Raw genomic sequence first — 13,950 nt, 5'->3', positions numbered from 1 at the left:
CCGCTATGCTCCGGCCGCAAAGCTTTAGCCGTAACGTTTTGGTTGTAAAATTTTGGCGGCGATTGTTGGGCTAAGATAGTCATTTTGTTTGCACGGAATCGAATTAAGATTGCGCGGTAGAGAGGGGCTCATAGGGTTCAGGCAAGAAAATGGGAAATAAAAGCCCCTTTTCAGGAATGACGAAGCAGGGGCAACTGGCCGAGCATAGCGATCACTTAAGAACCAAGGATGTAGATCGCTATTATGTTTCAAAAGACCCAGGCTAAGCCGCAGTTTTCAACCGATGAACACCCCCATCGCCGTTTCAATCCTCTCACCGGCGAGTGGGTGTTGCTGTCACCTCACAGAAGTAAGCGGCCCTGGCAGGGACAGACCGAGGCGCTGGATCTGACCACGGCGCCCAGTTACGACAGCGAGTGCTTCCTCTGCCCTGGCAACAGACGCATCAATGGCGAGCAAAACCCCAAGTACGACACCACCTTCGTGTTTCAAAACGACTTCGCGGCCCTCAATAGTGACGGTCCCAAAGCTCAGGGGGAGGACCCGCTGTTTCGCTTCAAGACGGTAGAGGGGGAGAGTCGGGTGCTCTGCTTCTCGCCGGATCACAGCCTGACGCTGGCGCAGCTCAGCCACGAGGCGATGCAGGCGGTGATCGCCGCCTGGCAGAGTCAGAGCGAGCTATTGGGGAAGAAGTATCTCTGGGTGCAGGTATTTGAAAACAAGGGCGCCGCCATGGGTTGCTCTAACCCCCATCCCCATGGGCAGATCTGGGCCCATAACCATCTTCCCACCTTGGTGGCGACGAAACAGCAGCGCCTTGCGGATTACTACCTGCAGCATCACGGCAATCTCCTGGGTGACTATGTCGAGCGTGAGCTACAGCAAGAAGTGCGCATTGTGGTGAGCAATGATGATTGGGTGGCGCTTGTGCCTTACTGGGCCAGCTGGCCCTTCGAGACCCTGGTATTGCCAAGATTCGACATCCGTCGCATGCCGGAGCTGACGGTCGAGACCCGGGCGACGCTTGGGGCGATCATAGGCGCGCTCACCGTGCGTTACGACAACCTGTTTCAGTGCGCCTTTCCTTATTCCATGGGTTGGCACGGCGCGCCGTTTGATGGCCAGGACCACCCCGAGTGGCGCCTGCACGCCCACTTTTATCCGCCGCTGCTGCGTAGTGCCAGCGTGAAGAAATTCATGGTGGGGTACGAGCTGCTGGCCGAGATCCAGCGGGACATCACCCCAGAGCAGGCCGCCGCGCGCCTGAGGGAACAATCCCCAATCCACTACAAGAGTTGCCATTACAAGAACAGCCAACACAAGCAGAGTCACAACAAGCAGAGCCAATAAAAACACAGATAAAGCCAGGCTTTAAATAAAAGGACAGAAAGATGAAAAATGGCGAGCTAACTCAAGCCCTTACCTATGCCTTCACCCAGGCCTTCACCCAGGCCTTCGGCCAAGAACCGGCGTTGGTGGCCTATGCCCCGGGGCGGGTCAACCTGATTGGCGATCATACCGACTACAACCTGGGCTGGGTTTTACCTGTGGCGCTCGATAGAGGCACCTGGGTGGCAGCGTTACCGAGCGATGAGCCGCAGATCCAGGTGGTGGCGAGAGACATGGGCAATGAGCAGGTTAGCTTTTCGCTCGATGACCAGGCTGTGGCGCAGATGCCACTGGATAGCGTCTCGCCCTGGAGCAACTATGTGCGTGGCACGGTGAAGATGCTAAGCGCCTATCTGGCCGAGACGGGTCAGCCACCTCTCAGGGGCGCTAGCCTGATGATCACTGGCAATCTGCCTAAAGGAGCTGGGCTTAGCTCATCGGCGTCCCTTGAGGTGGCGCTTATCAAGGCCTTCGCCGGGCTGTTCGATCTTAAGATTGACGGCATCAAGGCCGCGCAGCTGGGCCAGCAGGCGGAGAATGATTTTGTCGGTTGTAACTGCGGCATCATGGATCAGTTGATCTCGGCCATGGGAGAGGCGGAGCGCGCCATGCTGCTCGATTGTAGCGATCTCGCTATCAATCAGGTGCCGCTGACTGAGGGGCTTAGGCTGATGATCATCAACTCTAACGTGAAGCGGGCGCTGGTGGGCAGCGAATATAACCTGAGGCGTGAGCAGTGCCAAAAAGTGGCGCAGCATTTCGGCGTGAGCTCGCTACGGCAGGTGAGCTATGAGCAGCTGTGTCAGGCAGAAGCCTCGCTCGAGTCCACTCTGTTTCGGCGTGCCCGCCATGTGGTGAGTGAAAACGCCCGGGTGCTTGAGATGGCTGAGGCGCTAAGCGCAGGCGACAGCGCCCGCATTGGCCATCTGATGGCCGCCTCTCATCGCTCGCTGCGGGATGATTTTGCCGTGAGCACTCCTGAGGTGGACTGTCTGGTGGCACTGGTTAGCGAGGTGCTGGGCATGGATGGCGGCGCGCGCATGACTGGCGGCGGCTTCGGTGGCTGCGTGGTCGCCCTGCTGCCAGAGCACAAGATAGCCGAGGTGCGCGAGACAATCGCCGCCGAGTATCAGGCAAAGACAGGGCTGACGGCGGACATCTATCTGTGCCATAGCGGGGCGGGGGCCTTCGCCTAAGCGTCTAAGCGCCTAAAGGCCTAAGCGCTTAAGCCTGTTTTGGGGGCGGGCCAGGGGCTCGCCATAGAAAACGATAAGAATAAGAGAAGACGACTATGTTAGAGACATTGGATATTGGCATATTGCTGGTTTACGCCCTTGGGCTGTTGGGGTTGGCGCTGTGGATCTCCCGCCAGGACAAACGTCATGAGCGAGACACAAAGGACTACTTTCTGGCGGGCAAGGCTTTGCCCTGGTGGGCGATCGGCGCCTCACTCATCGCCTCTAACATCTCCGCCGAGCAGATCATCGGCATGTCGGGCTCTGGTTATGCCATCGGCCTGGCCATCGCCTCTTACGAGTGGATGGCGGCGATCACCCTGATCTTGGTGGGCAAGTATATGCTGCCCATCTTCATCAAGAACGAGATCTACACCATGCCCCAGTACCTGGAGCAGCGCTTCGACAAGCGGGTCAAGACCACGCTGGCGCTGTTCTGGTTGTCTGTCTACATCTTGGTCAACCTTACCGCCGTGCTCTGGCTCGGCGGCCTGGCGATCGAGACGGTGGCAGGGATCGACTGGCTCTATGGCATGGTGTTGCTGGCGTTGTTTTCCCTGGCCTACTCCCTCTATGGCGGCCTCAAGGCGGTGGCCTACACTGACATCATTCAGGTGGTGCTGCTGATCTTCGGCGGCCTGCTGCTCAGCTATCTGGCGCTGGACAGGGTCGCCGACGGGCAGGGCGTCTGGGCCGGATTCGACAGGCTTTCCAGCGCCTTGCCGGAACATTTCGAGATGATCCTGAGTCAGAGTAACCCCCACTACATGAGCCTGCCGGGGATCTCTGTGCTGGTGGGCGGCTTGTGGATCATGAACATCAGCTACTGGGGCTTTAATCAGTACATCATACAGCGCGCCCTGGCGGCCAAGAGCGTGGCCGAGGCGCAGAAAGGGATCGCCTTCGCCGCCTACCTCAAACTCTTGATGCCGCTCATCGTGGTGCTGCCGGGGATCGCCGCCGTGCTCCTCTATCCCGGGCTGGAGTCGCCGGATCAGGCCTATCCTTCCATGATGGCCCTGATGCCCGCCGGGGTTAAGGGGCTGGTGTTTGCCGCGCTGGTGGCGGCCATCGTCTCCTCCCTGGCCTCCATGACCAACAGCATCTCGACCATATTCACCATGGATATCTACGCCATGTTGCGCCCGGCCAAATCCGAGGGGCACTATGTGTTGGTGGGCAGGCTGTCTAGCCTGATAAGCCTGTTGATAGCCCTGGTGATGGCCCAGCCGCTGCTGGGTGAGTTCGAGCAGGCCTTTCAATATATTCAGGAGTTTACCGGGGTCTTCACCCCAGGGATCGTGGTGATCTTCCTCACGGGCATGTTCTGGCGCCGGGCGACCTCTCAAGGCGCGCTGGCGGCGGCGCTGGGCTCGGCCATCTTCTCCTTCGGCCTGAGGTTCTACTGGCCCGAGCTACCCTTCATGGATCGCATCGGCCTGGTGTTCCTGCTCTGTCTGGCCCTTAGCGTGATGGTGTCGCTCATGGGGCGCTCTCTCGAAGAGGGGGCGAGTGTGGCGCTAGGCGGTGTCAGCTTCAAGACGGGCAGAGCCTTCAACCTCAGCGCCCTTGGGGTGGTGGTGATCCTCAACTTCCTCTACGTCACCTGGTGGTAGGGCATTCAGCAGATGAAAGGTGAAAAGATGAACGTCTTAGTCACAGGGGGCGCCGGCTATATCGGCTCCCATGCCTGCGTCGAGCTGTTAAGCGCAGGCCATCAGTTGGTGGTGCTGGATAACCTGTCGCGGGCCAAATTCGAGTCCCTGGCGCGGGTCGAGCGGATCACTGCGGCTAAACTCATCTTCGTCGAGGGGGATATTCGCGATGAGCGGGCGCTCGATGCCCTGTTTGAGCGTTATGTAATAGATGCCGTGATGCATTTTGCCGGACTCAAGGCGGTGGGGGAGTCGACCCGGCTGCCACTGGAATATTACGATAACAATGTGGTCGGCTCCATGCGGCTGCTTAGCGCCATGACTCGCCACGGGGTGAAGACCCTGGTCTTCTCCTCCTCGGCCACCGTCTATGGGGCCAATCCAACATTGCCCATCACAGAGTCGGCGCCCCGTTCCAGCACTAACCCCTACGGCCAGACCAAGCTGGTGGTGGAGCAGATGTGCGCCGAGTGGGCCAGGGCGCAGCAAGATGTCAGCGTGATCCTGCTGCGCTACTTTAATCCCGTCGGTGCCCACGAGTCCGGACTGATTGGTGAAGATCCCAAGGGGGAGCCCAATAATCTCTTGCCCTACATCACCCAGGTCGCCATGGGACGTCGGCCCTATCTGTCGGTGTTTGGTAGCGACTATGCCACAACCGATGGCACAGGTGTGCGCGACTATATCCATGTGGTGGATCTGGTGCAGGGGCATCTGGCGGCCCTGACGCGGCTACATGGGGTGGCGGGGTGCCATACCTTTAATCTGGGTTCGGGGCAGGGCTATTCTGTGCTTGAGATGGTAAGAGCCTTCGAGCAGGCGAGCGGTAAAGCCATTGCGCTGCATATGGCGCCGCGCCGCCCCGGGGATATCGCCGCCAGCTATGCCTGTCCGGATAAGGCGGCGAGTGAGCTTGATTGGCGGGCGGCGAGAGATCTTACGCAGATGATGCAAGACAGCTGGCGCTGGCAGTGTCGCAATCCCCAGGGATATAGCTAAACAGCTTCTTAACTCGCTGGCAGGTTAATCGCTATTTGCAGGCCTTGTATTGGTTGCTGATGGGGTCATATTCGAACCCAGAGGCCGCCAGCTTCTGCTCCAGCTGGGCACTGGGAATGTCCAGCTGGTAGAAGAGGTCTTGCTTGTCATGACAATTCAGCCTGAGCTGCTCGTTGACTATGCCCACCAAAATATCGCCGCTTAGCTGGGTTAAGTGGTAATCCATCTCGTCCTCCTGCATCTGAGTATGCATCTGTTATAGGTTTAGCCCAGTTTTTATGGGCTGACAACGGCGCTGTTACCTGGCTCCGCCCTTTGATGACACCTCTTTCCATAGCTATTTACAACGATATTTAACTGTTAACACGATATTTAGTGATGACGTATCACGATATTTCGTGAACGTTTGATCTTATTCTAACTTCCTGTCGATACAGCCCTTTTATCCAGTGCTGGCACGTTAGCTGCTGGTAGAGAGCTCATTGGGAATACCCAAGCTAACAAAAAAACAGCGTAAACACTGATAAAGGGAAAATGTGATGAATAAGAAGTTATTGGCTCTGTTGATCCCATCTGTATTGATGGCCAGCTCGGCGCAGGCTATCGAGTTGTACAAGGATCAAACCAATGCTCTGAATATGATGGGCTGGCTAGGTTTTGCCGCGGTCAACGATGGTGATGATACTGCCGTAGTTGATAATTTTTCGCGTGTCGGCTTCCGGTTTGACCGTCAGGAGAAGAACGGCTGGCGCAGCTTCGCTCACACCGAGTGGGGCATCAACATGGTCACCAGCGACGATTCGCTCAAGTATGTGGGCGGCCAGCTGGGCGCGCAGAAGACCTCAGACTTCCTGTTTAACCGCCTGGGTTATGTCGGCCTGTCTCACGCCAAGTGGGGTAGCCTGAGCTTTGGTAAGCAGTGGGGTGCTTACTATGATGTGGCCTACACCACCGACGTGCTCAACGTCTATACCGGCTACTCGGTCGGCGCCTATACCTTCGGTGACGGTGGCCTAACGGGCGCGGGCCGTGCCGATTCAGCCTTCATCTATCGCAACATCTTCGGCGACCTGGATATCGCGCTGCAATACGCCGCCAAGCAAAATGGTGACGTCGCTCTGTTTGATAAGAATGGTCAGGCGGTGGACGATGGCTCTCACCTGAGCTTCGACACCAGCTATGGCGCCAACCTGACCTATCATGTGACCGATAAGTTCAAGGTACTTGCCGGCTTTAACCGCGGCGATTTCGAGGGTGAGTTGGCCGGAGTTAGCGTCGATGATACCAACGAGATCATAGGTATCGGCGCCCAGTATGGCTCCTTCTACCAGTATGCGCCGGGCCGCGACGCCAAGGGCCTCTATGTCGGTTTCAACGCCCATCAGAGCAAGCAAAACGAATTGGTGGCCGGTCAGCTGTATGACTCTACCGGCGCCGAGTTCCTGCTGGCCTACCACTATGACAATGGTTTCGTGCCAAGCTTCCTGATCTCTTATCAGGATCTGGATACCGACGAGACTACGGCCATCAAGGGTAACTGGACACGTCAGTTTGCCGTAGTAGGCCTGCACTATCGCTACAGCCGCGATACCGTGATGTTTGCCGAAGCTAAGTTCGACTTCAGCGACATGGATGACAAGGGGTTCGAGGCGGCACAAGACAACAGCTACGCCGTCGGTATCCGCTACTTCTTCTAGTTTGATTGTTCCCTGCAAAGTTCAAAGCACTCCTCGGAGTGCTTTTTTGTCTCTGATATATAAAGGCCTAGCGCCAAGATTTTAACGCTAAGCTATTAATACAAAAGCATTTAGCTCTGGCAGTTAACACAGCCCCAGCTTCTTCATCTTGCTGCGCAGGGTGTTGGGGTTGATGTCCAGCATCTCGGCGGCGCCGCCCGGCCCATAGAGTTTACCGCCGGTGATCCGCAGTGCATGGGTGATATACTTACTCACCATTACATCCAGGGGCACCAGCTTATCGCTGGCATGGCTGGGATCGATAATAATGGTCTCATGTTTGCTGCTGGCCGCGGGTTCCACTTTGTCCACCTGAGTCAGGTTGAAGTTAAGCGGCCCCTCTGGGGTTTCGATCATGGCCCTTTCCAGCACGTTGATCAGCTCACGCACGTTGCCCGGCCAATGGTAGTGATTCAGGCTGTCGAGTTGTTCACTGCTGACTCTGGGGAGCTTGTCCAGATTAAACTTGGCCGCCAGCACCTCGATAAAGTGCTGCACCAGCAGGGGAATGTCCGAGCGGCGCTGACGCAGCGAGGGGATCTCGATAGGAAAGACCGCTAGGCGATACCAGAGATCTTCACGAAAGGTCTGCTTCTTCACCATGGCCTGCAGGTTTCTATGGGTGGCGGCGATCACTCGAATATCTAGGTTAATGGCATCGAAACCGCCTACCCGGGTGATGGTGCCGTTCTGCAGCACCCGCAGCAGCCGTACCTGTACCGACAGGGGAAGCTCGCCGATCTCGTCTAAGAAGATGGTGCCGCCGTTAGCCTGTTCGAAGAAGCCCGCCTTACGCTGCTCGGCGCCGGTGAAGGCGCCTTTCTCGTAGCCAAACAGCTCAGAGTCGATGAGGCTCTCTGGGATGGCGCCGCAGTTCACCTTAATGAAGGGCTTGTCGGCCCGCTGTGACTTGCAGTGAACGGCGTTGGCGATCACCTCCTTACCACAGCCAGTTTCCCCCAGGATCAACACGCTGGTATGCAGCTTGGCGATCGCCTCTACCTGGGTCATCACCCGCTTAAGGCCAGAGTCGGCACCTATCACCCCGCAGGGATTGAAGGCCTGTTTGAGTAGGCGGTTTTGCTGGGTGAGTGCCTGATTGGCCCTGAGCAGGTTGCGCCCCTTGAGATTAAAGGCGGTGATCAGCGACAGGGTGTCCTTGTGGGGCTCGATAAGCTCGGCGTGGCGATGACAAAACTGCGCCTTCTGCTTGGCATAGAAACCCACCACCCCCAGATGGGTGTTGCCGCTGAGCATGCGCAGCAGAATCACCGACTGGATATTGGGGATCACCTGAGGCGCGACGAAGCCTGTCACCTGATCGTGCTCGAGATCGTTGATGATGCGGATCACCGGGCGGTCGGGCTGGCTCAGTAGGGTCTCCATCTCGGCGGAGATCTTCACCTGTTTATTCAGCGCCGTAGTCTGCGCCTCATCCACATGGGCCAGAAACTGGATGTCGCCATATTCGGGGCGGTAGATATTCAGGTAGATGCCGTCGATGGGCAGGTGCTGCCTGACATATTCGAAGTAGGCTCGCAGGGACTGCTCCAACTCCAGGCTGCTACAGAGTCGCTGGGTGGCTTCGAAATAGAATTGTTTTTGCATTGATATGTCACGGTGATCACGAAGTTTCGTGATTGTAGATCATCATATTTCGTGATTCTGTGCCCCCCTTCATAAATTGTTCCTTATCCCCCTCTTTTTAGGTAGTTGGCATGCCGGGTGCAATCTTATCTGCATGAAATCGAGGTGAATTCCCCCGATTCTACTTTGCTCAAATGGTCGAAAGGAAAATTAAAAATGAAACAGAAAGATCTGATAAGCCCGGGTCGTCGCCAGCTGTTAAAAGGCGGCGCCGCGATGGCCGTCAGTGTGGCGGGACTGGGTGCCATGAGCGCCCAGGCGGCCGAGTGTAGTGGCGATAAACCGCCTCATTTCGATGAGATAGTCGATGTCTTGGTGATTGGCAGCGGTTTCGCCGGCATGTCGGCGGCGCTGCAGGCCAAAGAGGCCGGTGCCAGCGTCATGGTGATCGATAAGATGCCCGTGTTTGGCGGCAACTCCACCATTAATGGCGGCGCCATGGCGGTGGCCGGTTCTAAGTTGCAGGCTAAGGAGGGGATCAAGGATTCGGTCGATACCATGGTGGCCGACATGCTCAAGGCGGGTCGCGGCATGAACGATGTCGAGATGCTCAAGCTGGTGTGTAACGGCACCGCCGAGTCTTGCCAGTGGCTGGAGGCCTATGGCGTCGAGTGGAAGCCTTTTGTGCAGCACTTCGGTGGCCACTCGCTGCCGCGTGTGCTGCAGACGGTGCAGAGCTCAGGCGCCGGCATCATTCGCCCTCTGATCAAGGCGGCGAATCAGCATGGTATCGAGATGCGAAATCAGACCAAGCTCGAATCTTTCGTGAAAGATCCGGCCGGTCGCGTGATCGGTGTCCAAGTTCGCGATGGCTATTATTTCCCGCAGGAGCGCACGGGTAAAATGCGGCTTATCGGCGCTCGCAAGGGGGTGATCATGGCCACCGGCGGTTTCTCCCGGGATCTCGAGTATCGTCAGATGCAGCAGCCTGAATTAAATGGCGATCTCGACTCGACCAACCATCCCGGCGCGACCTCTGAGGCCCTCAAGCAGATGATGTTGATCGGCGCCAACCCGATCCATCTGGACCAGATCCAGCTCGGCCCCTGGGCTTCACCGGACGAGAAGGGCTTCGGCACCGCCTCTCAGTTCAACACCATCGCCACTTATCCCAGCGGCATAGTGGTGGATGTGCGCACCGGCGAGCGTTTCTTCAACGAACTGGCGGACCGTAAGGCTCGCGCCGATGCCATCATGACCCGCCGTGATGACCAGGGTAATCCCGTCTATCCCGTGGGATTTACCAATGCCAAGGGCGCGGCCCAGGCCCAGACCCTGGAGTGGGGCCTCAAGTACAAGGTGATCCAGAAGGCGGACACATTAGAAGAACTCGCGGCCCTGTATCAGATCCCCGCCAAGGCATTGAAAGCCCAGGTGGCGCGCTGGAACGACGCGGTAAAAGCCGGCGAAGACAAGGAGTTTGGTCGCCCCATGCAGAAGGCCATGGCGCTGGAAGAGGGCCCCTGGTATGGCGTGCGTATGTGGCCCAAGGTGCACTACTGCATGGGCGGCGTGAAGGTGAATACCCAGTCTCAGGTGCTGCACCTGGTGAGCAACGAGCCGATCGATGGCCTGTATGCCGCCGGTGAGGCGACGGGTGGCATCCATGGGGCGAGCCGTCTCGGCGCTTGCGCCGTGGCAGAAGGTGTGGTGACGGGCAGAAACGCCGGTCGTATCTGCGCGGCGAGCGCGGCAATCGAATTAAAACAGGCTTAGCACAGGTGTGCAGCCGAGAAAAATATTAAGGAATTGATGATGAAAAAAGTAAATACTCTGTTGGCAACTACCGCCCTGGCCACTAGCGCCTTGGCGATGACTGCAGGCGCCGCCATGGCAAGCGATACCGTGGTGCTCGACGGTCAGCATCTGACTCAGGCCCAGGCCTGGGCGATCGCCGATGGCGCTAAGGTAGATATCGCGCCTCAGGCGGCCTCCGCTTTGGTGAAGGCCCACGATCTGCTGATGGAAGCGGCGCGTCTGGGTAAGCCTGTGTATGGTCTCACAGTAGGCGTTGGCCTGAACAAGGACCACAAGCTGTTCGATGCCAACGGTGAGTTAAGCGCCGAGGTGATGGCGGCCTCTAAATCCTTTAACTACAGCACCCTAAGAGCACACAGCGCGGGCGTTGGCGAGCCGATGCCGGTAAGACTCACCCGTGTCGCCCTGGCGGTTCGCTTAAATACCATCTTGTCTGGTCACACCGGCGTGCAGCCCTATGTGGCCGAGATCTACAAGGCCTACCTGAACCAGGGGATCACGCCTGTGATTCCATCGCTGGGTACAGTAGGCGAGGCGGACATTTTGCTGGCATCCCACGTGGGCCTGGCGATGATCGGCGAGTGGGATGTGTTTTATCAAGGCAAGCGCATGAGCAGCCTCGATGCGATGAGCAAGGCTGGCGTCAAGCCGCTTAAGCCTATCGGTAAAGATGCGCTCTCTATTTTGTCGAACAACTCGGTCGCCGTGGCCTACGCCATGCAAGGTTATCAGGACGCCGAGCATCTGCTGCAGGTCTCGCCAACCGTGTTTGGCCTGAGCCTGGAAGGGCTAAACGGTAATGTGGCGCCATTCCTGCCACAGACCAATGACATTCGTCCTTTCCCTTATCTGAAGGCGACCACTGAGGATATCTTAGGCTCACTTTCTGGCAGCTACCTGTGGGATCTCAACAGCGAGCGTCCGCTGCAAGATCCGCTGAGCTACCGCACCACCGCCTATACCCTGGCGAGTGCCCAGAAGGCGCTGTCTGATCTCGGTCAGGTGATCGATATCCAGATCAACCACTCAGACGATAACCCTGGGGTGATCCTGGGCGCCAGCAAGCAGTACGCCGAAAACTCTCAGGTGGCCAAGTACCTGGTAGAAGGCAAGGGCGGTGTGTTCCCAACCACCAACTTCGAGCCGCTCCCCGTGGCCCTGGCGGTGCAGCAATTGAGTGTGGCCCTGACCCATGTGTCTCACAACAGCGCCATGCGCACCATTCACCTGTCGGACGATCACTTTACCCATCTGCCACGCTTTTTGAGCGCGCCGGGTAACAATGGTCACGCCTTCGGCGCCATCCAGAAGACCTTCGTGGATATGCAGGTGCGTAACAAGATGTTGGCGACCCCTGTGTCATTCGACGGCATCCAGATCGCCGGTAACATCGAAGACACCTTCACAAACCTTAAGCTGGCGAGCGATAACCTGATCCAGATCGTCGACAACATCAACACCATGTATGGCCTGGAGTTGTTGCACTCTACCCAGGCGATCGACCTGCGCAAGGCCGCCAACGCCGACCTTAAGCTAGGTAAGGCGACCCAGGCCATGTACCAGGCGTATCGTCAGCAGGTGTCATTCGTCGAGCTTGACCGTCCGTTCACGCCAGACATTCAGGCGTCACACGACTTCATCGTCAAGTACTGATGGGTTGGGCGTTAGCCTAAGCAAGTTATTAGCTGGGGCGCTGGGCGCCCCACAATAAGGATTCAAGATGTTAAGAGTATTATCGGCCCTCTGTTTGGCGGCGCTACTGAGCGCGCCGGGCGCACAGGCCATGAAGTTAAAAGATTATCATAAAGAGATCATGACCAACGAGCAGGGCAAGGTGGAGTGCAGCGCCTGTCATGGCGAGGCGAAACGCAAGAGTATACCTAAGATGAGTGCCTGCGAGTCTTGCCACGGCACGGCGGCCGAGATGGCCGAGCTGACCAAGCGTCCCGAGGGGGCAGGCCACAGCGTAGAGCCAAACCCCCACGACAGCCTGCACTATGGCAGCGATCTTCCTTGTACTTACTGTCATCAGGAGCACAAGGAGAGCAAGGTGTACTGTAACCAGTGTCATGAGTTTAAGTACCCTAAGATGAAACGTTAGCCAAGTTAGGCTAGGGCGCCCAGTGCCGAGTCTGGGGACAAGGGCCACAGCGCACGCTCCCGCTGCTGTGGTCTTTTTCTTTGCTTTTTTCTTTGTCTCTTCCCCGCAATTTTCCAGCTATTACCTTCAGTTATTCGATTAAATAGGCTACTTTGTCTTTGATTATCAACATCTGATGACTAATTTGGCGACTGATTAAGAACGAATAGGGGAGCTTATCTTGGATAGAATCGATACCATGAAGGCCTTTACCGCCGTGGTGCAGGAGGGCTCCTTCACCAAGGCGGCAGACAGGCTAGGACTCTCCTCGCAGCTGGTCAGCAAGTATGTGTCTCAGCTCGAGGAGCATCTCAAGGTGCGCCTGCTCAATCGTACCACGCGGCGGGTCAATGTGACCGAGGCGGGCAGGGCCTACTTCGAGCGTTGTCAGCAGGTGCTTATCGATATCGAGGAGATGGATAACGCCCTGACCAACCTCAGCGAGACCGCCTCGGGTCTGCTTAAGGTCAGCGCCCCCATGTCTTTCGGCATTCACCATCTGCCGAGCGCCCTGGTTCAGTTCCAGCAGCAACACCCGGATGTCAGGCTGGATATCACCCTGACGGACAAGAAGGTGGATCTGCTGGAGGATGGCGTCGATGTGGCGCTGCGTATCGGTCAGCTCTCGAGCTCCTCGCTTATCGCCAAGAAGCTCACCCCGATCAAGCTGGTTGTCTGCGCCTCCCCCGAGTATCTGGCCGAGCGCGGCGAGCCCAAGACCCCGGCGGATCTTATCCATCACAACTATCTGCACTTTAGCTACTCGGATCTTGGCGCGGCATTCGGTCGTTTCGGAGAGCATTTCTCGGCGCTGAAGATCCCAAGCGACCTGGCCTGTAATAACGGCGACATGCTGGTGGAGGCAGCCATCGCCGGTCGTGGCATAGTGGTGCAGCCTACCTTCTTGGTGAGCAAGGCCCTGCGTAGTGGTAAGCTGAAAGCGATCCTCACCGACTACACGCCAGAGCCCTTTGGCCTGTACGCCGTCTATGTGCACCGTAAGTTTCTCGCCAGCAAGGTGCGCTGTTTCGTCGACGCCCTGAGCCAATACTATGGCAAGACCCCTTACTGGGATGCGATAGACGACTAGCTGGCTTTGGCTAGCTTTATAGCTTTAGCCAGCTTTCTCGTCCTCAAGCTTTCCGCGCCCGAGCGCTAAGCCTTAAGCCCTAAGCTTCAAGACTAATGCTCCAATACCAAAGCTAAAAGACGTAAGCCCCATCTGCCGTCTAGGTTTATTATCGCCATTTTGTTGTTAATCATTAAATGATAGTGATGTTTATCAATTTAGCGTTGAGAGCTACATTTACCTCATCGGCAGCGAATGGCTAATGACTTTTATCTAATCAAAGTCAAAGGCCAAAGGCTGCAAACCAAACATCTTTGAGGAG

11 protein-coding genes are annotated in these 13,950 nt (G+C 57.0%); 9 read left to right on the top strand and 2 right to left on the bottom strand.

The features are described 5' to 3' along the window. Positions 1 to 243: 243 nt before the first annotated feature. The 4 genes from K0H80_RS11670 to galE all read left to right on the top strand — a co-directional run bounded on the left by K0H80_RS11670 (position 244) and on the right by galE (position 5,278). The gene (locus K0H80_RS11670; protein ID WP_220071687.1) at positions 244 to 1,350 is read left to right on the top strand and encodes a UDP-glucose--hexose-1-phosphate uridylyltransferase; all 1,107 of its coding nucleotides are present in this window, start codon (positions 244 to 246) and stop codon (positions 1,348 to 1,350) included. A gap of 41 nt (positions 1,351 to 1,391) precedes the next feature. Further along, positions 1,392 to 2,585 carry a galactokinase gene (gene galK / locus K0H80_RS11665; RefSeq protein WP_220071686.1) on the top strand — a complete coding sequence of 398 codons (1,194 nt, stop codon included), beginning with the start codon at positions 1,392 to 1,394 and terminating at the stop codon, positions 2,583 to 2,585. 95 nt (positions 2,586 to 2,680) lie between these two features. Further along, positions 2,681 to 4,240: a sodium/sugar symporter gene (locus tag K0H80_RS11660; protein WP_220071685.1), complete on the top strand. Its 1,560-nt coding sequence runs from the start codon at positions 2,681 to 2,683 to the stop codon at positions 4,238 to 4,240. Between the two features lie 27 nt (positions 4,241 to 4,267). After that, complete coding sequence (gene galE, locus K0H80_RS11655; protein WP_220071684.1) at positions 4,268 to 5,278, top strand: UDP-glucose 4-epimerase GalE; 1,011 nt, start codon at positions 4,268 to 4,270, stop codon at positions 5,276 to 5,278. Between the two features lie 31 nt (positions 5,279 to 5,309). Here galE and K0H80_RS11650 read toward each other — a convergent pair whose 3' ends face one another. Next, complete coding sequence (locus K0H80_RS11650) at positions 5,310 to 5,504, bottom strand: DUF4250 domain-containing protein (RefSeq protein ID WP_258406083.1); 195 nt, start codon at positions 5,502 to 5,504, stop codon at positions 5,310 to 5,312. Between the two features lie 313 nt (positions 5,505 to 5,817). On the opposite strand from K0H80_RS11650, the gene K0H80_RS11645 reads away from it, so the two are divergent. Further along, entirely contained in the window at positions 5,818 to 6,975 is a 1,158-nt protein-coding gene (locus K0H80_RS11645; RefSeq protein WP_220071683.1) for a porin, read from the top strand. A 123-nt stretch (positions 6,976 to 7,098) separates the two neighbouring features. Here K0H80_RS11645 and K0H80_RS11640 read toward each other — a convergent pair whose 3' ends face one another. Further along, positions 7,099 to 8,622, bottom strand: coding sequence for a sigma-54 interaction domain-containing protein (locus tag K0H80_RS11640; RefSeq protein ID WP_220071682.1), 1,524 nt, complete (start codon positions 8,620 to 8,622; stop codon positions 7,099 to 7,101). 195 nt (positions 8,623 to 8,817) lie between these two features. Between K0H80_RS11640 and K0H80_RS11635 the strand changes: the two genes are divergently transcribed. From K0H80_RS11635 to K0H80_RS11620, 4 genes are all read left to right on the top strand, one after another. Next, positions 8,818 to 10,377, top strand: a complete 1,560-nt coding sequence (locus K0H80_RS11635) for a flavocytochrome c (protein ID WP_220071681.1) — start codon at positions 8,818 to 8,820, stop codon at positions 10,375 to 10,377. A 96-nt stretch (positions 10,378 to 10,473) separates the two neighbouring features. Next, positions 10,474 to 12,072, top strand: a complete 1,599-nt coding sequence (locus K0H80_RS11630) for an HAL/PAL/TAL family ammonia-lyase (protein WP_434086648.1) — start codon at positions 10,474 to 10,476, stop codon at positions 12,070 to 12,072. A 67-nt stretch (positions 12,073 to 12,139) separates the two neighbouring features. Then, complete coding sequence (locus K0H80_RS11625; RefSeq protein WP_011866076.1) at positions 12,140 to 12,520, top strand: cytochrome c3 family protein; 381 nt, start codon at positions 12,140 to 12,142, stop codon at positions 12,518 to 12,520. 220 nt (positions 12,521 to 12,740) lie between these two features. After that, positions 12,741 to 13,649, top strand: coding sequence for a LysR family transcriptional regulator (locus K0H80_RS11620; RefSeq protein WP_220071679.1), 909 nt, complete (start codon positions 12,741 to 12,743; stop codon positions 13,647 to 13,649). Positions 13,650 to 13,950 lie beyond the last annotated feature (301 nt).

Source organism: Shewanella aegiceratis (assembly GCF_019457495.1).
Classification (GTDB): Bacteria; Pseudomonadota; Gammaproteobacteria; order Enterobacterales; family Shewanellaceae; genus Shewanella; species Shewanella loihica.
Note: the sequence above shows the minus strand (reverse complement) of the source record. Positions and strands in the feature narration are given on the sequence as shown.